At 53.4% G+C, this 23,034-nt stretch carries 20 protein-coding genes; 7 read left to right on the top strand and 13 right to left on the bottom strand.

Annotation, left to right across the window (positions count from 1 at the left end; all coding sequences use genetic code 11):
* Window positions 1-42: 42 nt before the first annotated feature.
* The 3 genes from PMI41_RS17520 to PMI41_RS17530 all read right to left on the bottom strand — a co-directional run bounded on the left by PMI41_RS17520 (window position 43) and on the right by PMI41_RS17530 (window position 6,376).
* On the bottom strand, window positions 43-3,123 hold the full coding sequence (locus tag PMI41_RS17520) for a type ISP restriction/modification enzyme (protein WP_008127071.1): 3,081 nt from the start codon (window positions 3,121-3,123) through the stop codon (window positions 43-45).
* A gap of 86 nt (window positions 3,124-3,209) precedes the next feature.
* Window positions 3,210-5,162 (bottom strand): MacB family efflux pump subunit, encoded by a 1,953-nt coding sequence (locus PMI41_RS17525; protein WP_008127073.1) that lies wholly within the window; start codon window positions 5,160-5,162, stop codon window positions 3,210-3,212.
* Window positions 5,159-6,376: an efflux RND transporter periplasmic adaptor subunit gene (locus PMI41_RS17530; RefSeq protein ID WP_008127076.1), complete on the bottom strand. Its 1,218-nt coding sequence runs from the start codon at window positions 6,374-6,376 to the stop codon at window positions 5,159-5,161. The genes PMI41_RS17525 and PMI41_RS17530 overlap by 4 nt, the downstream gene beginning before the upstream one ends.
* A 203-nt stretch (window positions 6,377-6,579) precedes the next feature.
* Here PMI41_RS17530 and PMI41_RS17535 point away from each other — a divergent pair, with 203 nt between their 5' ends.
* On the top strand, window positions 6,580-7,038 hold the full coding sequence (locus PMI41_RS17535; RefSeq protein WP_008127078.1) for a cupin domain-containing protein: 459 nt from the start codon (window positions 6,580-6,582) through the stop codon (window positions 7,036-7,038).
* A gap of 33 nt (window positions 7,039-7,071) precedes the next feature.
* On the opposite strand, the gene PMI41_RS17540 is transcribed toward PMI41_RS17535, so the two are convergent.
* Both PMI41_RS17540 and PMI41_RS17545 read right to left on the bottom strand, forming a co-directional pair.
* Entirely contained in the window at window positions 7,072-7,395 is a 324-nt protein-coding gene (locus PMI41_RS17540) for a hypothetical protein (protein ID WP_008127080.1), read from the bottom strand.
* Between the two features lie 181 nt (window positions 7,396-7,576).
* Window positions 7,577-8,245, bottom strand: a complete 669-nt coding sequence (locus tag PMI41_RS17545; RefSeq protein ID WP_008127081.1) for a DUF930 domain-containing protein — start codon at window positions 8,243-8,245, stop codon at window positions 7,577-7,579.
* An 82-nt stretch (window positions 8,246-8,327) separates the two neighbouring features.
* Here PMI41_RS17545 and PMI41_RS17550 point away from each other — a divergent pair, with 82 nt between their 5' ends.
* The 3 genes from PMI41_RS17550 to PMI41_RS24370 all read left to right on the top strand — a co-directional run bounded on the left by PMI41_RS17550 (window position 8,328) and on the right by PMI41_RS24370 (window position 10,812).
* Complete coding sequence (locus PMI41_RS17550) at window positions 8,328-9,548, top strand: Mrp/NBP35 family ATP-binding protein (protein WP_008127082.1); 1,221 nt, start codon at window positions 8,328-8,330, stop codon at window positions 9,546-9,548.
* 98 nt (window positions 9,549-9,646) lie between these two features.
* Window positions 9,647-10,288, top strand: coding sequence for a CocE/NonD family hydrolase (locus tag PMI41_RS24365; protein WP_052025933.1), 642 nt, complete (start codon window positions 9,647-9,649; stop codon window positions 10,286-10,288).
* Complete coding sequence (locus PMI41_RS24370) at window positions 10,258-10,812, top strand: hypothetical protein (RefSeq protein WP_008127084.1); 555 nt, start codon at window positions 10,258-10,260, stop codon at window positions 10,810-10,812. The genes PMI41_RS24365 and PMI41_RS24370 overlap by 31 nt, the downstream gene beginning before the upstream one ends.
* A 158-nt stretch (window positions 10,813-10,970) precedes the next feature.
* Here PMI41_RS24370 and PMI41_RS17560 read toward each other — a convergent pair whose 3' ends face one another.
* A complete protein-coding gene (locus PMI41_RS17560; RefSeq protein ID WP_008127086.1) occupies window positions 10,971-11,885 on the bottom strand; it encodes an NAD(P)H-binding protein in 915 nt (304 codons plus the stop codon).
* Window positions 11,886-11,962: 77 nt separating this feature from the next.
* Here PMI41_RS17560 and soxR point away from each other — a divergent pair, with 77 nt between their 5' ends.
* The gene (gene soxR / locus PMI41_RS17565) at window positions 11,963-12,427 is read left to right on the top strand and encodes a redox-sensitive transcriptional activator SoxR (RefSeq protein ID WP_008127088.1); all 465 of its coding nucleotides are present in this window, start codon (window positions 11,963-11,965) and stop codon (window positions 12,425-12,427) included.
* 276 nt (window positions 12,428-12,703) lie between these two features.
* Here soxR and PMI41_RS17570 read toward each other — a convergent pair whose 3' ends face one another.
* The 7 genes from PMI41_RS17570 to PMI41_RS17600 form a co-directional block, all read right to left on the bottom strand.
* Window positions 12,704-13,267 carry a manganese efflux pump MntP family protein gene (locus PMI41_RS17570; protein ID WP_040855723.1) on the bottom strand — a complete coding sequence of 188 codons (564 nt, stop codon included), beginning with the start codon at window positions 13,265-13,267 and terminating at the stop codon, window positions 12,704-12,706.
* Window positions 13,268-13,651: 384 nt separating this feature from the next.
* Window positions 13,652-15,280, bottom strand: a complete 1,629-nt coding sequence (locus PMI41_RS17575; RefSeq protein WP_008127093.1) for an alpha-D-glucose phosphate-specific phosphoglucomutase — start codon at window positions 15,278-15,280, stop codon at window positions 13,652-13,654.
* 159 nt (window positions 15,281-15,439) lie between these two features.
* Entirely contained in the window at window positions 15,440-17,164 is a 1,725-nt protein-coding gene (locus PMI41_RS17580; RefSeq protein WP_008127095.1) for a hypothetical protein, read from the bottom strand.
* Complete coding sequence (locus tag PMI41_RS17585; RefSeq protein WP_008127098.1) at window positions 17,161-18,108, bottom strand: lysylphosphatidylglycerol synthase transmembrane domain-containing protein; 948 nt, start codon at window positions 18,106-18,108, stop codon at window positions 17,161-17,163. Before PMI41_RS17585 ends, PMI41_RS17580 begins: the two co-directional genes overlap by 4 nt.
* Complete coding sequence (locus PMI41_RS17590; RefSeq protein ID WP_008127100.1) at window positions 18,101-19,702, bottom strand: hypothetical protein; 1,602 nt, start codon at window positions 19,700-19,702, stop codon at window positions 18,101-18,103. Before PMI41_RS17590 ends, PMI41_RS17585 begins: the two co-directional genes overlap by 8 nt.
* A complete protein-coding gene (locus PMI41_RS17595; RefSeq protein ID WP_081497165.1) occupies window positions 19,692-20,657 on the bottom strand; it encodes a glycosyltransferase family 2 protein in 966 nt (321 codons plus the stop codon). The genes PMI41_RS17590 and PMI41_RS17595 overlap by 11 nt, the downstream gene beginning before the upstream one ends.
* Before the next feature lie 116 nt (window positions 20,658-20,773).
* The gene (locus tag PMI41_RS17600; RefSeq protein ID WP_008127102.1) at window positions 20,774-21,391 is read right to left on the bottom strand and encodes a L,D-transpeptidase; all 618 of its coding nucleotides are present in this window, start codon (window positions 21,389-21,391) and stop codon (window positions 20,774-20,776) included.
* Window positions 21,392-21,565: 174 nt separating this feature from the next.
* On the opposite strand from PMI41_RS17600, the gene PMI41_RS17605 reads away from it, so the two are divergent.
* A complete protein-coding gene (locus PMI41_RS17605) occupies window positions 21,566-22,060 on the top strand; it encodes an MmcB family DNA repair protein (protein ID WP_040855688.1) in 495 nt (164 codons plus the stop codon).
* 177 nt (window positions 22,061-22,237) lie between these two features.
* On the top strand, window positions 22,238-23,034 hold a 797-nt coding region (locus tag PMI41_RS17610), incomplete at its 3' end, for an autotransporter-associated beta strand repeat-containing protein (RefSeq protein WP_008127104.1).

A 23,034-nucleotide genomic window follows, 5' to 3' on the forward strand; every position in this document is an offset into this window, starting at 1 on the left:
CAGAAATGCGGTTCTAAAACGCGCAAACTTTGTCTCAAGCTTTCAATCGCGTTTCGCAGATTTCATTTTCCCGATGATTTCCATCGTCTCGACAGAGACCCGCGTCACCCGCATCAAAAGATCGATCACTTTTTCCTTGTAGTCAGCAAATCGATAGGTGTTGAATTTTTCGCGAATGGTCGGGTCCTTTGGCGTCTTCTCTTTGTACTGGTCGAGTATCCACTCAAGACCTGAGCGATTGCCCAGGCGATATGTCCAGACCGATTCCGGAATGCCGGAAAGAATCGTTTCGGTATCGAGACGAATGGTGCCATTGGCGAGATCGGCTTTAAGTGCAGCCTTTGGTTGCACCCCGGCTGCACGGGCTTTCTCATCCGGTGTATCGATGCGGGTCAGTGGCCAGGGCTCGACAGTCTCATAATTGATATGAATATCCATCAAGGATTTGCCCCATTCCGCCCATTTGTGGAAATTCGGATAGTAGGGAATGCGTGGAGATTCACGCTTCAAATTCTGCGCATACTTCTCGCGGTAAAGCGGATCATGCAAGACGCCATAGACATAGTGAAAAATGTTGTCCTTGCTGATCGCGGTATCCTTGCCGTAATGCGTTTGAAACTGCTTCAAACCCCAATCGGTGATATTGTCGATCTGCTCGCCATTTTTTGCGTAACGATATCGCGGCGTAATTTGAATGGGATCTAAAGAGATGAGCGCATAGTTTGGAATTATTTCCCCGGCGAAAACCATAAAATCGAGACGTTTGCCCTCTACAAAGGAAATCCATAAGTTTTTACTATCACTGGACGGAAACATCTCATCCAGTTGGTATAGATCCTCATTTAGAATTTTGTCGTAATAGACATTAGATTTTACGAACGGTCTATAAATTGAACTAGATATTTTTTCACCGGAGAACCTCAAAGGAACACGCTGCCTTACATTGCGGTTCAGCTTTCTTGTCCACTTGATTGTTGTATTAGGAGCATCCGTTTTCGAAAATTTCGAAAAATCAAACTCTTTAAGTACTTGATTATAATGATCGATAAGAAATCGTACTTTTTGCCCAGTGTTAGAAGCGTTTTGATCGATTACCCATTCATCTCGATTTGTTTTTAAACCTTGGGAATAACGCCGGAAAATCGCCTTTTCTTGCCCCTTTGTTTTCGCGGCTTTTGTCTTCTTGTCAGCAACTGGGATCAAATGATCCCAGTCGCTTAGCGTTTGGTTAATCCAGTTGCCATTCTTATCTGGTCGAACTATTTCAAAGGGGCGCTGTGAAAGCGGCTTTGACGCGAGGAAACCGCGTTTTTCATCCGATTTGGCATAGTCGCGGACGGCTTCATATCGGATTGTAGATCCTGATGCTTTCCGCTTTTTGACAAAGAAGCTGATGGCTATGCCGACACGAATCTGATCGTCAAAAATGTTTCCACCTTCACGTCTTCGCCGGTCCCCACTGGTTCGTGCGTTCCCCTTTAAATCTACGATATAGATTTCATGAAAGTCATTGGCTACAGATTTACGGAAACCATCAAATGTCCGAGAGTCTACAAAACTACTATTGGACACAAAAGCCAGCACGCCATCATCATGCATGCGGTCGGACGCCCAGCGGAAAAACCGCGCATACATGTCATAGACTTTGGTTTTCTGAGCTGTCGAAAGCCGTATGTAGCTTGATTTAATCAGTTCATCGATCCGCTTATATTCGCGGTTTTTATTATTATCGTTTTCGTTGGCCTGATTGGCATTATAGGGCGGATTGCCAATGATAACGGATATCTTGCGCTTGTTCTGGCGTTTGACACGCTCGACATTTTCTTCAGACATTCCGGCGAACATATCGTGCTGGTAGCCTGCCTTGATGCCCAGCCCGGCCACATTATCCAGCGTATCGACGAAGCAGAGATTGGGATACTCCGCGAATTGTCCGGTGATAGCCGCATAGGTCGCCTCAATGTTCAGATTGGCAACATAGTAAGGCAGGATCGCCACTTCATTGGCGTGCAACTCGTTCTTGTATTTATGCGCGAGCTTTTGCGGCTGGCCGCGAAAATGCTCGAGCAATTCGCAAATGAAGGTGCCGGTTCCTGTAGCGGGATCAAGTATCTCCACATGATCATCAATCAGGTTTTTACCGAAGTGCTTTTGGCAAAGCCAATCAGCGCCTTCGATCATGAATTTGACGATTTCGTTAGGGGTATAAACGACGCCTAGTCTGTCAGCCTTCTTCTTGTCGTAGACCTTGTAAAAGTTCTCGTAGATGACTTTCAGGAAGTTCTGTTTTTCCGAATGGCTGGTGATCAGCGCGGCATTGGCGCGGATAGTCGAATAATAAGCTTCCAGCCCTTTGAGGGTTTCGCGCTTGATCTGGCCCGTAAAGAACTTAGCCTCCAAGGCGTAGAGCTTTTGCGCGATATTGTTTTCACGGTGAAAGTCGCCCTGATCGAAGACATGAGCAAAAATTTCTTCAGTCAGAATATGCTGAATCAGCATTTCTCGCACGTCAGCTTCCGTAACCGAAGGATTGATGGTGTTTTTTGCCTGGGCAAGAAATTTTTCGGCTTCCCGGTTGAAAGGCGCATTGGTGGAATAGGCATCATTGATCTTTTCGCGCAGCGCTTCCAAAACGAATGGGATGTCCGCTTTGAATTGTTCGACTGCCTTGCGGAATTCGGCAATTTCCGCCCGCTCATAGCCGAAGAATAGCTTGAGCAGCTTCAAGAGTTCTGCCTTGTCCACCATCTTGCAACGGAAGACTTCATGCCTGTTCTGAATGAGAACAGCAGTGACGGAATCTTCGAAGATGATGTTGTCCTGCGGATAGCCTTTGGTCAGTTTCTTGGCGATTTCCGCGTCAAGGTCATCATTGGTGTCCTTTGCCTCCCAATAGCCAAGTGGCACACGCAAATCATGCAGGATGGTGCCATCTGGCCTAATACGCGTTTTTTGTGTCGAGACAAATTCATACTGATTGATGAAATGCAGATTGGCCTGCCGCGACCAATCCTTCAATAAATCCTTGAATGCTTCCGATATAATGCCTTCGGTCAGCGAGCCGGAAATCTTCTTATAGCGGTCAAGATCATTCAAATATTGATTGATAAGTATCTGGCTCATGTGTCCCCCAATATTCGATAAATAACGTGGGAAGCGTGACCCATGCAAGAGGCAGGGAGGCTGTTAGAAAAGCATTCCTGCGGATATCAATCCCGCGCCAATGCATCGATCGGGTTGAGTCGTGCTGCTTTTCGGGCAGGAAGGAATCCGAAGGTCAATCCGACAATGACAGCCGTGATGCAGGCCACCATGATCGCGTTGACCGATACGATCATCGGGAACGAACTTCCAATCGGCGCGAACACGGCACCAATCGCCAGAGCAAGACCAACGCCGACGACTGCACCCGTCACGGTGACGGCCGAAGCCTCAATCAGAAATTGCAGCATGATGTCAATCTGCCGCGCGCCGACCGCCATACGCAGGCCGATCTCCTTGGTACGCTCGGTCACCGAAACCAGCATGATGTTCATGACGCCGATGCCGCCAACGACAAGGGCGATGGCCGCAATGGACGACATGAGCAGCGAAAGGATCTGCGTTGTGTTTTCGATGGTCTTTCGCATCTGGTCACTGTTGAAGATGAAGAAGTCCTTGGTGCCGTGGCGGCGCTCGAGAAGCGCCACAATGGCTTTTTCGGCAGCTTGAGTGTCGACATTGTCGGAGACGCGCAAGGTGATCTCGTTCAGACTTCCCGCGCCGCTTATCCGGGTGAAGAGGCTGGTATAAGGCACATAGACTTGCAGCCGCTTATCCCCGCCCATTCCGCCGGTGGTTTTGGCTGCAACGCCGATGACGACGACCGGGACTTCGGCAACAACGATGACCTGTCCAACGGGGTTTGCAACATTCTTGAACAGGGCCTGTTTTGTATTGTCGTCGATGACCGCCTGCTGCAGCCCCATGGATTGGCTTCGCGCATCGAAGAAGCTGCCCTGTACGATTTTACGCTGGACAACGCGGAAATAATTATCCCCGACACCATTAATGGTCGCATCGACAGAAATATTGCCGAACTGCGCTTTTCCAGTCGCAGAGACAGACGGCGTAACACTGTCCACATAGGGCTGTGACTTCAAAGCTTCCGCATCGGCAATCACCAGACTTTTGATCTTTGCGGCATTTTCATCACCCCAATCCTTGCCGGGAAAAATACTGATCGTGCTGGCACCAAGCCCGTTGATTTCCTGCAGCACCATGCGCTGCCCGCCTTCACCGAGGCCCACAACTGCAACAACAGCGGCAATGCCGACGATAATGCCAAGCATAGTCAAGGCAGTGCGGGTGCGGTGGGCAATCATGGAACGTAGCGCCATCGGCAATGCTTCCATCAGGCGGCGCACAAAGCCACTAAGCCAGCCGGCGGGCTCGGGGGATTGCGTCAGCTTGGCGGATGCGGAAACAGGTCTGTCAGGCTTGCGCTGATCGGCAACGATAACGCCATCCTTGATTTCGATAATCCTGTCGGCATGGCTGGCAACATCCATGTCATGGGTCACGATGATGATCGTATGACCGGCGGCATGAAGCTCTTTCAGGATATCGAGGACGTTTTCGCCGCTCTTGCTGTCCAGCGCGCCGGTCGGCTCATCGGCAAGGATGATTTCGCCGCCATTCATCAATGCGCGCGCGATGGAAACACGCTGCTGCTGGCCACCGGAAAGCTGATTGGGACGATGGTCCATGCGATCACCAAGGCCAAGACGCTCCAGAATAGCTATGGCCCGGTCGCGGCGCTGACCCTTTGGTGCCCCGGAATAGACGGCGGGAATTTCCACATTGGCGATGGCGCCAAGATCCGGCATGAGATGATAGCGCTGGAAGATGAAACCGAAATGTTCGCGCCGCAATTCGGCCAGTTCATCCTTGGTCAGGCCGGAGGTCTCGCGCCCGGCCATGGTATAGCTGCCCTTGGTCGGCTGATCGAGACAGCCAAGAATGTTCATGAGGGTTGATTTGCCGGAACCGCTGGCACCGACAATCGCCACAAATTCTCCGGCTGCTATAGACACGTCAACATTGTTGAGCGCGACGACTTCCTCGCTGCCAGCTGAGAAGATACGAGATAATTGTTTGACTTCGAGGAGGGCCGAACTCATGACGCCGGTGCCCCGCCATTGGCTGCCTGTGTCGCGTCAGGAGCTGTAGCACCAGCTTCGATGACAACTTCATCACCGACTTTCAGGCCCTCAAGAATTTCGGCCTTGATCATATCGGTCAAGCCGACCTTGACGAACTTCTGTTCGGTTTTTCCATCGGCCAGTTTTACCGTCACCTTGTAGCGGCCATCCGGTTCTCTGGCGGAGAGGGCAGACCATGGAATGATGGGCTTGTCCTTGATCGAACCGATAATGATATGCACTTGCGCCGTCATTTTCGTGCGCAGACGGGAGTCCGGATTTGGCACAGTCAGCAAGCCGTCATAATAGATTGCGGCGTTCTTGCTGCTATCCGTTTCAACACTGGATTTGGCATCAGTTGTGATCGAGGGCGGGGCAAAATCAATGCGCTCCAACTCAGCGTCATACTTGGTCTGTGCATCACCCATGATGGTGAACCAGACCTTCTGGCCGGGCTTGGTGCGCCATACATCTGCCTCGGAAATCTTGACCTTGACGTTCATTGTATCAAGCTTGGCAACGATCACCACTGTAGGCGTTGTCTGTGACGAATTGAGCGTCTGGCCCTGTTTCGTGACGACCGCAATGACAGTGCCGTCAATGGGCGAAACGATACGGGTGTAGCCAAGATTTGAAGTTGCTGTTTCGACATTGACCTCGGCCTGTTCGATCTGCGCGCCAAGGGAAGCAATTTCTGCCTGCAAGGCAAAATAGTCGGATTCCGCAGTGTCGAAAGCCATTTGCGAGGCGGCCTTCTGCTCCAGCAGGGTTGTCTGGCGCTCATAGGCGGCTTGCGCCTTTTTGAGCTGAACCTGCTTGACCTTGCGTAACGCCTGACTGTTCGCCAGCTCCGCCTTTGCCACACGAAGTGCATTTTCCTGCGGCACGGAATCGATTTCGGCAATGCGGTCGCCAGCCTTTACCGGCTGGCCGGATTCGACAAAAAGCGTTTTGACCTGCCCTGAAACCTGCGCACCGACATTGACCATCTGCACAGGCTCAAGTGTGCCCGTTGCAAGCACGGTTTCCTCAATAGAGCCAAGGGCGACCGGTGCTGTGAATACGGTTTGCTCCGGTGCCTTGCCGGATGAAAATACCTTTGCAACCAGCAGCCAGACGATAAAAGCCGCAATGATGGCAAAGATTACCAGTTTCACGGCGCGGCTGCGGAAGCGGGAAGGGGCTTGAGACATGATTCTGACCTGACGGATATGCGGGTGCGCTTGGCGAGAGTTTGGCTAGAACGCCACATTATGGCTTTTTCACATCGGAGATGTCGCACGGATACGGTTTTCACTCATCGCGCAGCATACTTCGCCTATGGACATTGCGTGTAGGTTACGAACTGTTTTTAATCCAGCTCTACTTTAGTCACTGGCGATGCGGGAGGACGTATATGCCAAAGATAGATATTGCCGCTGTGCCTGCACGTAAGGGTTCAGGCTATCCGCCGCCTTTTGATGTGCCATGTGCCTCGCGGACGCGCAAACGCCTGGGCGATGCGGGCGGGCTGAGCGATTACGGCGTTAATCTGATGACGCTCCCGCCCGGAGGCTGGTCCAGCCAGCGCCATTGGCATAGCCATGAAGATGAGCTGGTCTATCTGCTGGAAGGCGAGCTGACGCTGGTCGAAGATGATGGTGAAGCGATTTTGCGGGCTGGTGATTGTGCGGCCTTTCCAAAAGGAACCGGCAATGGCCATCACATGATAAATCGTTCGTCTGTTACGGCGGTCTATCTTGAGGTCGGGACACGCAATCCGCTCGACATGACCACCTGTTCCGACATTGATATGATGAGCTCAAATGCGGATGGTAGGTTCGTACACAAGGATGGGACGCCCTATTCAAAGTGACGGGCAGCATATTATTCCGTGCGAACCTGATGGCTAAATTGCGCGCCGCTTAACCGGCAAGCTTTCAGATTCGGACTCTTCGTCATGATGGGGCGGCAGCATCAAAAGCGGATTGCCATTGGCAAGCGGGACATGGCTGATGATATGCAGTAGATTGTTGCTGTCGCGGCGGATCGAGTAAATCAGTTCGCCTGTCATATCTCTATCAGCCTCGCGGTTGCCGATCCACAGTCGTATAAGCATCGCGATAAGGGCAAGAAGAAAGCCGGGTGGCACAAGCAGCCAGATTGCCTTGATCCAATCCGGTGAGGATTGAAACGTATCGAGAAAATCAGCCCAGAAATTATAATCGCTCATCGCCACTCCCTTTTCTTTCGAGGAAAGTGGTCACCGGAGGTTTTAGCCTCTGGTGACCGGGGAGTTGACAACCCTTCGAGGAAGAGCGCCCACGCCTTTAGGGTTGCCCCCTGAACATACGCGCAGGCCTCCCCGATCAAAGAGAAACGTAGGAGGAAATCACAGTCGGTGATAGTAGACTTTAGTCGGCGGGCTCGTCGCTGATTGTCAGATTATGTTCTTCCCACTCAGTAGGCGGGATTTCGTCACCTGCAAGAAATTCAAAGGAAACAATGTCAGTGGCGTTTGCGCTCACTTCACATTTGTATTGGATATTATACCAGCGCCGTCTGCTTCTGAATGCGCCGCCCGTAACGAGTAAAGAAACGCCGGAAAATTTGGGTTCGGCCATGGCATAGGCCACAAGGGTTTCGGGACGTAATGCCGGGTTTGAACGATAGACCTGTTCCATCGCTTCAATATTGCAAAGTTCAACAAGACGCTCTTCGGACACGAGATGTCGGAGACTTTCACGCGCTTTGCGGCTGCGGGGATCGGCAAGAACCTGCTGGGAAAAAAGTTTTTCCGCACGGTGCATAGACGGTGCTTCAGACCGTGGCGCAGAGGGCTGAGGGGAAGGCAGGTCAGGCGCAGTATTTTCCGGTTCTGGCGGAACAGATGCCTCTGACCGAGCAGGTTTCTGTTCTGGCGGTGCGGCGACAAGCTCAATCGGAACCGACGTTTCAGGCAGTTCCGGCAATTGTTCAGTAGTCATGCGGAAAAGCAGGAGACATAAAGCGATATGCAGCAGGAAAGCAGCAAAAAGGCTGCACCAGAATATCCGGGAGCTTCGTGGTGCGACTTCATCCATGTGAGGCGCGTACAAATGTCCATTGGAGTTTCGGCCTAAGTGCATTATCTGGGATGTTAAGAACGACAGGGATGGAATTGCAATGGCAGACGTGACGAAGACCGAGGTCCTGGAACAGTTGAGGACAGTGACCGGTCCGGATTTCAACAGCAATATTGTCGAACTGGGTCTGGTTTCAGATATTTTCATAGCCGACAACAAGGTGTTCTTCTCGATCACCGTGCCCGCTTCACGTGCGCAGGAGCTTGAGCCGCTTCGCTCTGCCGCCGAGCGTGTGGTCAAGGCGATGCCCGCAGTGAAAGGTGCTGTCGTTGCATTGACCGCTGAAAAACGCGGCGGCCCGACAAGCGATGATGCTCCGCGCCCCACGCCTGCACCAAGACCGGCGCAAAGACCTGCACCTGCGGGTGCCGTTCCACCTCAGCGTGTTCCGGCGCAACCGGCGGCGGCTCCCGGCCATAGCCATGCCGGCCACGGCCACGCTGCTGCTCCGGTCAAATCCGGCGTGCCGGGCGTCGGTGCTATCATCGCAGTGGCGTCCGGCAAGGGCGGTGTTGGCAAATCGACCACTGCGGTCAACCTGGCCTTGGCCTTGCAGGCAAACGGGCAGCGCGTGGGTATTCTGGACGCCGATATATATGGGCCTTCCATGCCGCGCCTGCTGCATCTTTCCGGCAAGCCGGAGGTGGTGTCCGGCCGTGTGCTGAAACCGATGGAAGGTTACGGGCTGAAGGTGATGTCGATTGGTTTCCTTGTCGATGAGGAAACGCCGATGATCTGGCGTGGCCCCATGGTTATGTCGGCGCTGACGCAGATGCTGCGTGAGGTGCAGTGGGGTGATCTCGATGTGCTGGTCGTCGATATGCCGCCCGGCACGGGCGATGCGCAATTGACCATGGCGCAGCAGGTGCCGCTCGCCGGTGCAGTGATTGTATCGACGCCGCAGGACTTGGCGCTGATAGATGCGCGCAAGGGCCTCAACATGTTCAAGAAGGTGGACGTGCCACTGCTAGGTATTGTCGAGAATATGAGTTATTTCATCGCGCCGGATACGGGCAACCGCTATGATATTTTCGGCCATGGCGGCGCGCGTAAGGAAGCGGAGCGTCTCGGCGTGCCATTTCTTGGTGAAGTGCCACTGGTCATGGAAATCCGCGAGATGTCGGATGCCGGAACGCCGGTGGTCATCAGTAGTCCTGATGGTCCGCAGACCAAGGTCTACCGTGAGATCGCAGCCAAGGTCTGGGATCAGTTGAAGGTGGCAAAGGGTGGGCGTACTGCCCCGGCGATTGTGTTCGACTAGCCGGAGATGTGTTCCTGATAACGAGAGTCAAACCTTGCCAATATTGTTATGCAGAGATCGGCCCTTTCAAAGCCGGGGTTCATATCTCGGCTCGATATTTGACTGGGCTTTTGGCTGTCATTGTTCTCTTTATCCTCCAGTCACCAGCTTCAGGACAAAGCAAAGTTGATGAAGCAGTCTACGGAGGAGCCAATCAGCAGATAGAGGGAATGGTGCGTGAGCCACTATCTCTTGAAATCGTGCTACCAAATGCGAAGCGCTATAAGCTTGATGCCTTTGTTACGAGGCCAGACAGGGCAGGGCGGTTTCCCGTCGCTCTCATTACACACGGCAGTGAGGGTAACGAGGATGACAAGCTCACAGAACCCAATAAATTTTCCGGTGCTGCCATTGCATTCGCGCGTCATGGCTATGCTTCCGTCGTCGTTCTGCGTCGTGGCTATGGTCGATCGGATGGTAAGCTGGATTACGAAAACAGCACCTGCGAAAAACCCCGCCATTTAAGGTCAGGAGAAATTGCCCGAGGCGATTTATTGGCTGCACTGGAAGCCATCCGGAAAAAAGACTGGGCCGCGCCGGACAAGACAGTTCTTCTCGGAACATCGACCGGAGGGTTTTCTGTTTTGGCTGCAAGCGCGCTCAATCCTGCAGGGGTGCAAGCGGTTATCAATTTCAGTGGTGGTCGTGGTGCAAAGGATGGTGGAGGGATATGCAGCAGGAAAGCCTTCTGGCAGCAGTAGCATCTTTCGGTAAAACGGCTCGCGTACCCGGTCTGTGGATTTATTCAGCCAATGATTCGTCTTTTTCCCCTGATCTGGCAAAAGACATGTTGGGCCGGTATCAGGCGGGTGGTGGACTTGCCGAATTTTTCCTGGCTCCGGCCTTCAAGCATAATGGCCATTTCCTGCTGGCCTCGTCTCCCGAGGATTTCTGGTGGTCCCAAGTTGGCCCATTTCTGAAAAAGCAGGGTCTGCCAAGTGATGAAATTATCAAAATGACTGACTCGAAACTGCCATTTCCAAGCAAGTTGAATGGGAAAGGGGTTTATGCTTTCGTGGATTACCGTGCAACGAAATCCTACGAAAAAGCATTCGCCTATAGCCCCGATGGAGCGTGGGGGTGGGTGACATCAATTCGCACTCAGTGGCAGGCGGCAAAGGAAGCTCTCACAACATGCCAGAAATATGTGCGCGATGGTGAGGAGAACTGTATCCTTTATGCAGTTGGAGACAAGCTAACCACACCGCCCCCAGACCAACCCTGAAATCCTCCGGACAACATTCAGCCGATTAAAAGATATGATCTACCGGCTGGCCGAAAACCATCGCTCCGGCACAAAGTGCCGCGCGCATGTTGCAGCGGGTTATAGCGCGCACCCTTGGACATCGCCAAAGCGCTGCGCAAAGCCGCGTTTCCTGACGGTCAGGCCGAAGCGGCGAGTTGGATATCTTCCAGTGTAATATCCGGAGCTTCGAATGCATGGCTGTTCTCATCAAGCCAATCCATAAGGGTCGATGGCTTGCGTCTCACGATATTTTCGAAGACGTGATTAGGCTCACGCGCCTCGGAAGGCGGGTTCTTGTCCCATTCAATCACGTAATCAATAACATCATTGCGCATGCCGAGCCGTTGCATCATCTCGCGCGTATGCTGTTCGCCGACTTCGACATAGCGGATATTCCGGCCCAGAACCCGGTTCAGCTTTCGCAGCTTCTGGCGGGTCGTAAGGGCTTCGGGCCCTGACAAATGGCATACTTCTTCGCGGTGTCCGCCATGCATGAGAATTTGTGCAGCGGCTGACGCAACATCACTTTCATGGATCATGGTCTTTGCAATATCGCCGGCAGGACCGCGTACGGCATTTTCCGTCTTGATGGAATGAGCCCAGCCGAACATGTTCGACATAAGCTCGACCGGCATGAGAATGGTCCATTCAAGGCCGCTTCTGCGGACGGCCTTTTCGATTGGGCCTTCGCGGCCATCACTGAGAACAGTTACACGTTTGACCCCGGCACTTATCGCAGCCGCCAGAATGGCATCCCCATTGCGCAGTGGCTCATAATCATCGCCGCCTATGGTGATGAGGTGCAGGCCGGTGACGCCTTGCAGCGCTTCTTCAAAAGAAGAAACATCATTCAGGTCGCCATGAACGATCTGGGTGCGTGGTGGCAGGTTTGCCTGCATGGGGTTACGGGTCAGTGCGCGGACATCATGGCCGTTCCAGATCAGTTCAGGCACGAGATGGCGCCCAACATTGCCTGTAGCTCCAGCCACGAAATAAACAGGTCTCGCCGAAGGTCTGTGGGCATGAAAACTTCGGGGCCGTTGCATATTCATGATGCGCTCCATCTTTGCGTCTTTGAATCATCAGGAGCATGCTTTATAAAACCTCAACCAAAGTTGAGGTCAAGAGCATGGTCGAGAAAAAGAAGGAACTGCCATTTCCCCGCGAACTTTCGGTTGGGGAGGTGGCGGCGCGCAGCGGGGTTGCGGTATCCACGCTGCATTTCTACGAGGCGAAAAACCTGATCAAAAGCATGCGCAGTGCCGGCAACCAGCGACGTTACCCGCGAGATGTTTTGCGCAAGGTGGCGGTCATCAAGATAGCGCAGCGTGTGGGAATTCCGCTGGCTTCCATAAAGCGGCAGCTCGATTCCCTGCCACAGAACCGCAGCCCTACGGCGGCAGACTGGCAAAGGTTTTCCGCGTCGTGGCGCGAGGAACTTGAAAGCCGCATCCGGCTTTTGACCGGCATGCGCGATCAGCTCGATTCATGCATTGGCTGCGGATGCCTGTCCCTGACAAATTGCCCCTTGCGCAATCCCTGGGATGAATTGGGCAAGCTTGGTCCTGGCCCGCACTTCCCCGGCAGGGAGTAAATTGGGTTTGGATTTAAGGGTAATTGACACACATAAGTCGGCATAAAAGAGCGGACCTTGAGTTGAGCATGGAGCCAGACGAGCAAGCTATTGCTGCCCATGCCTCGCTACTGACAGACTTCTAAAGTAACATTTTCAGCATCTGGCAGAGTACGAATTGCTGGGTGAAATCCAGTAATAGTTGGATCAGATGAATATGAAACCCGGCCAATGTGCCGGGTTTTTATTTACTCCAGACGGTATTCCCCGGCCCCACCGGCGGATTGAGTGAGGTTGTCAGATCGCCGTCAAATGCTCGATCAATATTGAAATCCCCAATCCAATCAGCGCGAGACCGGCAATGGCTTCGGCTGCCCGGCCCAAGGGCTCGCCAATCAACCTGCCGATGAGCATTCCACCGGATGACATCAGGAAGGTGGCAAGGCCGATCGCCAGGGCAATGACAAGTATGTTCACATTGAGGAAGGCAAGGGAAACGCCTACGGCCATCGCGTCGAGGCTTGTGCCCACAGCGGTTGCAAGCAGCATATAAGCGGAGCTTCCAACACGGTCTTCCGTTTGGGATTTTTGGAACAAGGCAGCATAGAGCATCCGGAACCCGACAGCGCCCAAAAGCCCGAATGCGATCCAATGATCAACTGCCTGAACAAAGCCGCTGGCGGCAACACCGGCAGCCCAGCCGATAATTGGTGTAATTGCTTCAACGATTCCGAACACGGCCCCGGTTCGAATAGACTCCGAGAAACGCGGCCGTCCCAAAGCTGCCCCACGGCCGACCGAAACGGCGAACGCATCCACAGACATGCTGATTGCAAGGACAATGATTGTAAATGGAGACATTTTGACAGTCGGGGCGGGCAATTTGCATGGGATGATGTTGCGTGCCCGCTGCTCCGCATGACTCATCATGTTCAGCCGGTTTTTTGCAACTGGCATGAGGCAGATAGTCATTATGTTATAAAAAGTCAAATAAAATCAAATAGTTAATTGCTTTTAATAGTCATTTGCAAGTGGGGTCTTGCGGCGAACGTTTGAGTAGATTTGCGGGAATAATATTTGTGGCTAGCTGTCACGGATCATGAGCGACATGGGCTTGGGGTTGCCGTGACGGAAATCATGTCCGGCGCGAGATTTGTAAACTTACCGCACCATAAAATAAGCCGGACGGACAAATGAAATTGTCCGTCCGGCTGTCAGTCTAGCCGCTCACGCGATCCGGATTTCTCAGGTGATGACGCTTGGTTCCTTGCGGCCCGTATGGGCCTTGATTCCGGAAAGCTCTTCAGCAGCAACGATGAGATCGGCAAGAGCACCCTGCGTTTCCAGGTCATGCCGGGATGGATCAGGCTCATAGCGTTCAATGTAAACGCGGATCGTGGCGCCGGATGTGCCGGTGCCGGAGAGACGGAAAACAACGCGCGAGCCGCCTTCGAAAAGCACACGGATGCCCTGATGCTCGCTGACGGATTTATCGACAGGATCGTGATAGGCAAAATCATCGGCAGCGGAGATTTTCAAACCCTGAACGGACGTGCCGGGCAGGCTGGAAAGTTTTGCCCGCAACGCATCGACAACCTTGTTTGCGCTGTCGGTATCAACACCCTCATAATCGTGGCGTGAGTAATAGTTGCGGCCATAAGTGGCCCAATGTTCCGCAGCAATTTCCTTCACGCTTACACGGCGCACAGCCAGTATGTTGAGCCAGAGCAGCACCGCCCAAAGGCCGTCTTTTTCGCGCACATGGTTCGAGCCCGTGCCGGAGCTTTCCTCGCCGCAGATTGTTGCCATATCCGCATCCAGCAGATTGCCGAAAAACTTCCAGCCTGTTGGCGTCTCGTACATGCCGATTTTCAGTTTTTCCGCCACGCGGTCGGCGGCTCCACTGGTCGGCATGGAACGGGCAATGCCTTTGAGACCGGACTTGTAGCCGGGAGCAAGATGCGCATTGGCAGCAAGCATGGCAAGCGAGTCGGATGGCGTGATGAAGATGCCCTTTCCAATGATAAGATTGCGGTCGCCATCGCCATCGGAAGCAGCGCCGAAATCGGGGCCATCGGGCGACATCAGCAGATCATAGAGTTCCTTCGCATAAACAAGATTAGGGTCGGGATGATGCCCGCCAAAATCGGTCAGCGGTATGAAATTGAGGCAGGTGCCCTCTGGTGCGCCGAGGCGTTTTTCAAGGATTTCTTTGCCGTAAGGGCCTGTCACCGCGTGCATGGAATCGAAACGTAGTGTAAAGCCTGATTTGATCAGATCGCGAATGGCATTGAAATCGAAGAGAGTTTCCATCAGGGCCGCATAGTCAGCGACGGAGTCAACGATTTCGACGTCCATATCGCCAAGCTTCTGCGCGCCAATCGTATCGATGTCGATATCGGCACTTTCGGCGATCTTGTATTCCTTGATGGTTTTAGAGATCGCAAAAATGGCTTCAGTGATCTTTTCCGGCGCAGGACCGCCATTGCCGATATTGTATTTTATGCCGAAATCTTCGGTAGGTCCGCCCGGATTATGGCTGGCGGAGAGGATCAGTCCGCCAAAGGCTTTGTTCTTGCGAATGAGGTGTGAAGCGGCCGGTGTGGATAGAATGCCCCCCTGACCGACGAGAACACGGCCAAAACCGTTTGCAGCGGCCATTTTCAAGGCAATCTGGATGACTTCGCGATTGTAGTAACGACCGTCTCCTCCGATGACCAATGTCTTGCCTGCAAAACCTTCAAGGGCATCGAACACCGACTGGATGAAGTTCTCCGCATAGTTCGGCTGCTGGAAAACGGGGACCTTCTTGCGAAGCCCCGATGTGCCGGGCTTTTGGTCATCGAATGGTTTGGTGGCAACGGTTTTAAACATATTCACTTTCCAGTTTCAGCCTGTATGCGTCGTCGATGAAGATCGACTTATGCAATCTATGAGGGGGTAGACGATCAGGTCAACACGACAAAAGTTAGGAGAAGGAAATAATGCCGTCGCAAGACAGGCACATGACGGAGCCGTGAGGCACATCCAATGTCAGTTCGGCGCAATCTGACCGAGAATACAGGCCGTATCCAGCAAGTGTACGGCGCCATATGTGCCGCTTGTGCAGCGGGGAGCAAGCTGCGCCACAAGTGACGGGCCCGCTTTTTTCGCATCATCTTCCAAGGCATTCAGGTCTGGCCCGAAAAAGCTTCTAAAAGGCACCGGGACGCGGGCATTTGAAAGTGTATCATCGTCAATTGCGAGACGATCAAGTTTGAGCGACCTGATATACCCACTCAATACCGCAGGATCGCTGGTCAATACGAGATCACGCATTGCCTGCATGCGCTGTTGGATTGGCAGGAAATAACCACGCTGATAGGCGATTGAAAGTTCCCGATTGAACAGCGTCGACCGGTTGGTGAATACCGGCGAAAAGTCCAGATCCTTTACGAAACCACCGACCACTGTTTGCTCGGGCAGGGCCGCGATTGCGTTGATGAGGGCGGGGTTTTCCGGAATGCTGAATTTCGGTTTCACGCTTGCCGCCAGAAACACACTTCCTGCGACCAGCAGCAAAAGTCCCGCCGTCATAGGCAAGCTCCAGCGCTGCCAGTTTCCCATGACAAGGGCCAATGTACGTGCGCGTAACCAGCTCAGTACGACGGGCAAGGTTGAAACAAATGGCAGAAGGAAGAAAAATGCCATGTAGCGGTTGGGCAAATGCAGCTTGAACATCATCAGGGCGGCAATGCCGGCAAGGCCCAGCGAAGTGACGACAAGATAAAGAGGGAGCGGCGAGCGCGGTGTATGTTCTGCCGGTTTATTGAACAGCGCGAGGAATAGCAGGAGCGGGCCTGAAAAGTACCAGATTGCGAGCCATAGGATCTTGGGATCGGTAAGACCATCGCAACGGTCAGAAAAGATGCCCGTTCTGGCAGAACAGAAAAAGTCTACAGAGCCATCCGCGGAAAAGATCTGTCCGCGCCCTCCGATCTGAAAGGTCGGGATGTTGCGCGCTTCTGCAAGGGTCATGATCGGCGAAAAGTCATCGGCTCCCATCAGAAAAGGCAAAATTCCGGCAATCGTCGCAATAGCTGCGACAAGGACAATTGCAATGCGCCGCCTGCTTAAATCGATCCAGGGTTTTTGCCAGGGGCTGAATGCCGACAAGCCAATAATGCCTGATGTTACAAGGGCCATTTGGGGGTAACAGCCTGCCAACAGCAATTGGCCAATTGCTGTTTGCCAGACCATCTTGCGCGACAGGCCATCAAGCACCATCAGCGTGAAAAGCGGCCATAGCGAGCGGGGCGTGCCGCTGGGGACAATCTCACCGCGTGCCAGTATATGCAGAAGACAGGCGATGACGATGAACGTGATGATGGGCTCCACGCCGAAAGATCGCAGCAGCCGATAACCAAAGAACGCCATGGGCGGAAAAAGGAAGGCGGGGAAAAACCTGACGAGGATCAGGGGATCGATGCCCAACAGCCATGCCAGCCGGAAAAGCACATCATAGACCCAAGGGCTGACGGACGACCAATAGTCGGCAATCAGGTCGCCCTTGAGGATTTCAGGATTATCAAAACGCCCCATCCATGACAGGAACATGCGGGCATCATCGGGAACAGCACCCGGATTGTGAAGCCCTTTGATTAACAGGGCCACACAGGTGATAACACCGAGAGCAATCGTAAGGGATAGCCAGAAGCGGTCGTCATCACGCCGCTCAAGCTTATCCTTCACAAAAGCGCTGATGCCGGAAGGGTTCATGTTGTCTTCTTCTTGCCACTACGTACAAGGCCGATGAAATCGCCAACAAAAGGTGCGCCGGCAATTGCCGGTATCACATAGCGAAGGGTGGCAAGTATGCCGAGAAGTGCGGCCGATTCAGGCGAGAGATAGGGCGCATAGAAAAAGATGATTGCAGCATCGCGGGTGCCGACACCGGCAAAGGTGAAGGGCAGGAGACCGACGAGAATAGAGAGTGTAGCGAAAGCAGCATTTTCGAGAATGGGCACATTGCCATGCAGCGCCTGTGAAAACAGCCAGAACTGAAACAGGTGCGCGCCCCAGATGACGACAGATAGCGCAATGACGCTGATGGCATGGGTAGGTCGCTGCCAGAATGTCTCCGAAACCAGTTGCCAGCTTGCCGCCGACTTTTCAATGATCCGGCGCACTTTCCCTGGCATCACCTTGCCAAATGTTTCCAGAATGAAAGGCAGGATGCGCAAAGGCAGGATCAACAGAAGTAGTACGATGCACAGACCGGCCACTGGCAGCAGAAACAGCAGCATCGCCGGGCGATCCAGTCCGACGACGATGAGGCCGAAAACACCCCAAAGGAGCAGCGACATCATATCGAGTGCTTTTTCCAGAACCACTGTGGCGTAGGAAAGTCCGGTATCCATGCCGTGGCGCTTTGACATGACATGCCCTTTGGCAAGATCGCCAAGCTTGGAAGGCAGGAACAGATTCAGCGTGCTTGCAGCGAGTATGAGCCGGTTGGATTCAAGAAATGAAATGCGGTTGTCGACCAGAGATGAAAACCGCCATGCGGTGAGCAGGCTCAACGGAATGACAAACAGGATGCCCGCTATGAGCCAGTTGGTGTCGGTAGCGTGGATGGCGCGCGCCAGCCCTTCCGTATCCAGCGACGCGTAGAGCAGGCCCAGAATGACTGCGCTTACGCCGAGGCCGATCAGCTTACGCATCGAGGCTCTCCAGCCTGCGTTCGAAGCTTGCGTTCTGCCCGTCACCCGGTATGGCGATTTCGATAAAGGCCGTTTGCTGGCTTTGCTGGAAAACACGCGCCATGACTGTCGTGGTCGATGTCTGATGGCTGGAAATGCCTATCTGCGCCGCATCCTTCCAATCTTTGTCTGCCGTAATCTGGTCAGTAACAATCCAGCCTCCTGTGGTCTTCACAAACTGCCGTCTATAATTGTAAGGCGCCGGTGATTTACCTGTCACGAGAATCTTCTGGAGGAGTCTTCTCACGAGGTCTGGAAAGAACCGCCCAAGGCTGATCATCAGGCAACGGAGAATGACGTTTTTTACCGGCGTCAGGCGTGTACTCTTGGCCCAGCCCATTTGTCCTGAAACGGTGATTGTATCGCCAGCGCGCTCGACAGTGGACCCGCCCAGATGCGTGACTGCAACGCGTCCGCCTTGCGTGCGCAGTGTTACACCAGTGTCACTGGCAACCAGTCGTTCGTCCGAGAAAAACTTGTAGACACCGCCCTTGTGCAGCGACGCTACCAGCATATCTTGCCCCTTTCGCTCGACCATCAGGCCGCAGCCGGGAAACCATGTGCTGTCAGCCGGTGTCAGGACGTTTACCGGCCGCTTCTCCTGATACTCGCGCAGAGTGAACAACCAACCCCAAAGATGGTGCGCAAGAATGCGATCATCCGAATAGCATGGTGTGCGGGCTTCGATGATTGGCTTGAGGGCAAGATTGTTGATGCGCAGGGCATCCTCATACCACCCACCGGCGATCTCGAAGCCGAAAGGAAAGAAATTCAGCGTGCCACGATTGGCGTATTCGCCGCCGACTGTACCGTCGGGATGAACAAAATTGGCGAAGAAATCAATCGCCGCCGTCAGCGGTTTACGCAATTCGAGATCAGGTCTCCGCCGGTCGAGATCAGACAGGAGCCCGATAGTCAGCGACAGATAACCGAGGTCAGCGCCGCCATACTCATCAAACCAGCCTTCGCTGCTCTGCCATGACAAAAGCCTTCTAAGCCGTGTGTCGATCTGGGCGTCAAATTTCTGATTAGGATAGCGGATGCGAGCGCGCTCAAGGCAAGATATTATGAGCGCCTCATGATTGGACAGGCGCCCGCTTTCCGTATGCGATGCGAGCCAGTTGGCGCGGCGCTGCACAAAGGCGTCAATCTCCGCATCAGCCGAAATACCAACGATGTCCAAGGATTCCAGGATGGCAAAAAGCGAAAATGCGGCGGCACCAGCGGCCCGTTCGAACGGGTAATAATCATCGCAGGAGCCATCCGGGTGGGCGGAACGAGCCGCATAACGAATACCGGCAATAACGAATTCGCGGATCAGCGGGTCCTGATAGTAGACATTGCCGGGAAGGTCCGGCATCGACCAGACAAGCGCGAGTGGCAGCACGAATTCCTGGCCCATGCCACAGGGAAAGTCGATCATGCGGTAATGCCAATAGGCGCGGTCGAAACAGCCATAGGTGGGGCTGACCGGTGTGCGATCAAGCAAGGTGAGCAGCTTTGGAATATCGGCAAGGACAAGCCTTGAAATCGCTGCGCGCAATTCAGCCTGCATAGGTATCTGCCTGTTCGGTGCTGCCGTCACCAAGCCGCTCGCGCCGCATCTGATATTGTATATCTTCGAGCAGTTTCCGGTTTATACCGTTGATTTCGCCAAGTAGCGCACATAGCCAGCAAAGTAGCGCCGCAATAAGCATGACAGCAGCAAAGATCAGGCTTGGAACGTGAGTGCGTGTGGAGTCCTGGAAAAAGAACAGTAGCCAGCGTGCACTGAAGAAAAGGCCGATGGCCAGAGGGATAAGGCCAAGCATGAGGAAGGTCTGGCCGGGCCGGTACACAAACATTGAGCGAATAATCGAAAGGCTGGATCGCATGACGTAGCGCGGTATGCTGCGAACAAGCCGGGAAGGGCGTGTTTCCCCGTTGACCCGGATAGGCACGGAAATAATGCTGACGCCAGAACGCCCTGCCTGAATTATCGATTCAAGAGTGTATGTATAGCTGTCGAAAATATTCAGCCGCATGGAAGCTTCACGGGATATGGCGCGAAAGCCGCTTGGCGCATCGACGACGCTGGCACCGGAGGTAAACCGAACCACCCAGCTGCCAAGGCGCTGGAGTACCTTCTTGATTGGGGAGAAATGTTCAATGCTGCGGATAGGCCGGCTGCCAACAACAAGCTGGGCTCGCCGCTCTATGATAGGCGCAACGAGCAGCGGGATATCATCCGCATTATACTGGTTGTCCGCATCCGTATTGACGATGACATCGGCACCTTCTTCAAGTGCGCGGTTGATCCCTGCCACGAATGCCTTGGCGAGGCCTCGGTTGACCGGAAAATCCACGATGTGATCGACGCCGCACTCCTTGGCGACCGCGACGGTCCTGTCCGTGCTGCCATCATTGATGACGAGCCATTCAACAGTGTCAAAGCCTTCGACCTTGCGCGGCAGACAGGCAAGGGTTTCAGCGAGCGTACCCTCCTCGTTGAAACAAGGAATTTGAATCATAAGTTTCAAGACAGGGAGTCTCCGCAACCAACATAAAAAAGGCCACTCGTGAGTAGCCTTTTTCTGCAACTAGTTGCAAGTCCCGGTTGTGTGCGGCATCGATAGACGCGATAGTCCTATCGGACAACAACCTTCGCACCAACTTCGGCGCGGTTGTAGAGATCGATAATGTCCTGATTCATCAGACGGATGCAGCCGGAGGACATGGCTTTACCGATGGACCACCATTCCGGAGTACCATGCAGGCGGTAGCCGGTGTCGCCGCTCTTGTTGAAGAGGTAGAGCGCGCGGGCACCAAGCGGATTCTGCAGGCCAGGGTTCATACCATCGCGGAACTCAGCGAGTTCAGGGCGGCGCTTGATCATCTCTCTTGGCGGTGTCCAGCGTGGCCATTCACGCTTGAGTGCGATGCGGGCCGCACCGTTCCACTCAAAACCTTCCTTGCCGACGCCGATACCGTAGCGCATCGCTTTGCCGCCGCCGAGAACGAAGTACAGGAACTTCGTCTGTGTATCGACGATGATTGTGCCGGGCGTTTCGCCGCCATCATAACGGACTTCCTGACGCAGGAACTGCGGCGGGATTTTTGCGCGGGGAATTGCGGGAAGAACGTAGCCTGCATCCGTGACCGAACTATAGGAGGCTGTGGAAAAATTGAGGCCGATCGTGGAGCAGCCGGCCAGAGCAGTTGCGCCGATAAGGCCAGCCGCAAGAACGATATTTCTAAATCGCATGATCACCCCGATTATTGTGCGAATCTATGTGTTACTTATGATTGCCTCTTTAGCGCCATTATTGTTAAAGCTTCATTAACCGTAAAGCTTAGTTTTCCATTAACCATGGTTTTCAACTATCTGTAGGTGTATTTTCCAACACATGGTTGCAAAATTGCCGATAGAATCACACTCATGCCGATAGTCAGCCTTGGTCAAACCAGCCCGCTTATCGATGGAAGGCAGTCCGAGAATGCTATGCTTGTACGCCGTGGCGTGCAGCGGCTTTTTCTGGAAATGGGACTGGCCGTCATGCCTGAACTGTCGCTTGCTTCTGGCAGGCGTGCCGATCTGGTGGCCTTGTCGCGAAGCGGCGAGATCTGGATTGTCGAGATAAAATCATCCATCGAAGACTGGAAGGTCGACCGCAAATGGCCGATTTATCGCGAGCATTGTGACCGGCTGTTCTTTGCGACACATCCGGGTGTACCCGCCGATATTTTTCCCGAGGATTGCGGTTTCATCCTTTCCGACGGCTATGGGGCCGAGATTATCCGCGATGCACCCGAGCACAAGCTGGCAGGTGCCACACGCAAGGCAATGACGCTGCGTTTTGCACGTGTCAGTGCAGCACGCATGACGCTTGCGGAACTATCGGGCATCGACCTTCCAGAAACGGATATGGAATAGTCGCTCAACGTTCAGGCTCGTCCCGGACTTTAATCATCGCCCTCGGTTGCCTGCCTCCGCGCCGCGCAGACTTTGGCGAATTTTGATGAGTCTAAAGACGAATTGACGGCTTTGTGACTCAACCTATGGTTATAGGTAGATAAATATCTACAACTTTAGAACGCTGAGAATTTTTTCATGCTATTTCAATTCAAGGCGGCGTTTAGCCGAGTACGGAGCCACAATTGCGCTCGTTCTTTAAAAGTCAGCACCCTTTCATTCCTTTTTTTTGCTGTAGCCAATACCACTGCTCTTGCGGATGATCCGGTATCAGGAAGTGGACCGGAGCAGCTTACTGGCCGGTTCAGAGCAGAAGTAGATGCGGGAGTTACTGTAACCTGGTCGAACAATATCTCCGATGCGACCCTACAGCAGACCAAGCTGGATGACATGAAAGAAGTGGCTGATTGGGAGGCCAAGCGTGTTGCTTTCGGCTGGCAGGGAGCGGGGGCAGGTACGTTGACCGGGGCAATGCAAAATGCAATCCGGATGAAGGTTCTCAGCGAATTTACAGAGGGTTATTTCGATAACGCAAAAGCGATTATTGGTGAGCTGTTTAAGCAGAATGATGCAATACCCTTAGATGACGACGCATTTGTGTCGGCATTGGACGCCGTTATGGCTGATCCGATTGCGGAAAGGATCTTATTACAGTTTTCCAAGGATTATCCAGGCTGGGCTGCGGGATACGATGCTCAGTCAAACTATAAAAATGTAGAGGAAACGATTAGAACCGGTCTCGAAGCGGCGAGGGAAAAAGCTATTGCGGATCGGATTGCCGCTGAGATGGAAATTGATTTCGTGGCGACGGAAGCGCGCATCCAAGCCATTGCCGCCAAACTCGCCGATCCCACTTCTTACGATGGTGGGTTGACGAAAACAGGCAGTGGCCAGCTGATATTGACCGGGGACAGCACCTATTCAGGCGATACGAT

Source organism: Phyllobacterium sp. YR531 (assembly GCF_000282595.1).
Taxonomy (GTDB): Bacteria; Pseudomonadota; Alphaproteobacteria; order Rhizobiales; family Rhizobiaceae; genus Phyllobacterium.

Bases quoted from the DNA above. Each gene is read 5' to 3' on its own strand.
- PMI41_RS24370 (WP_008127084.1), top strand. From the start codon at position 10,258: ATGCAGCAGGAAAGCCTTCTGGCAGCAGTAGCATCTTTCGGTAAAACG.
- PMI41_RS17545 (WP_008127081.1), bottom strand. From the start codon at position 8,245: ATGGATGAAGTCGCACCACGAAGCTCCCGGATATTCTGGTGCAGCCTT.
- PMI41_RS17595 (WP_081497165.1), bottom strand. From the start codon at position 20,657: ATGATTCAAATTCCTTGTTTCAACGAGGAGGGTACGCTCGCTGAAACC.
- PMI41_RS17535 (WP_008127078.1), top strand. From the start codon at position 6,580: ATGCCAAAGATAGATATTGCCGCTGTGCCTGCACGTAAGGGTTCAGGC.
- PMI41_RS17580 (WP_008127095.1), bottom strand. From the start codon at position 17,164: ATGAACCCTTCCGGCATCAGCGCTTTTGTGAAGGATAAGCTTGAGCGG.
- PMI41_RS17605 (WP_040855688.1), top strand. From the start codon at position 21,566: ATGCCGATAGTCAGCCTTGGTCAAACCAGCCCGCTTATCGATGGAAGG.
- PMI41_RS17600 (WP_008127102.1), bottom strand. From the start codon at position 21,391: ATGCGATTTAGAAATATCGTTCTTGCGGCTGGCCTTATCGGCGCAACT.
- PMI41_RS17550 (WP_008127082.1), top strand. From the start codon at position 8,328: ATGGCAGACGTGACGAAGACCGAGGTCCTGGAACAGTTGAGGACAGTG.
- PMI41_RS17530 (WP_008127076.1), bottom strand. From the start codon at position 6,376: ATGTCTCAAGCCCCTTCCCGCTTCCGCAGCCGCGCCGTGAAACTGGTA.
- PMI41_RS17570 (WP_040855723.1), bottom strand. From the start codon at position 13,267: ATGTCTCCATTTACAATCATTGTCCTTGCAATCAGCATGTCTGTGGAT.
- PMI41_RS17540 (WP_008127080.1), bottom strand. From the start codon at position 7,395: ATGAGCGATTATAATTTCTGGGCTGATTTTCTCGATACGTTTCAATCC.
- PMI41_RS17590 (WP_008127100.1), bottom strand. From the start codon at position 19,702: ATGCAGGCTGAATTGCGCGCAGCGATTTCAAGGCTTGTCCTTGCCGAT.
- PMI41_RS17560 (WP_008127086.1), bottom strand. From the start codon at position 11,885: ATGAATATGCAACGGCCCCGAAGTTTTCATGCCCACAGACCTTCGGCG.
- soxR (WP_008127088.1), top strand. From the start codon at position 11,963: ATGGTCGAGAAAAAGAAGGAACTGCCATTTCCCCGCGAACTTTCGGTT.
- PMI41_RS17575 (WP_008127093.1), bottom strand. From the start codon at position 15,280: ATGTTTAAAACCGTTGCCACCAAACCATTCGATGACCAAAAGCCCGGC.
- PMI41_RS17585 (WP_008127098.1), bottom strand. From the start codon at position 18,108: ATGCGTAAGCTGATCGGCCTCGGCGTAAGCGCAGTCATTCTGGGCCTG.
- PMI41_RS17525 (WP_008127073.1), bottom strand. From the start codon at position 5,162: ATGAGTTCGGCCCTCCTCGAAGTCAAACAATTATCTCGTATCTTCTCA.
- PMI41_RS17520 (WP_008127071.1), bottom strand. From the start codon at position 3,123: ATGAGCCAGATACTTATCAATCAATATTTGAATGATCTTGACCGCTAT.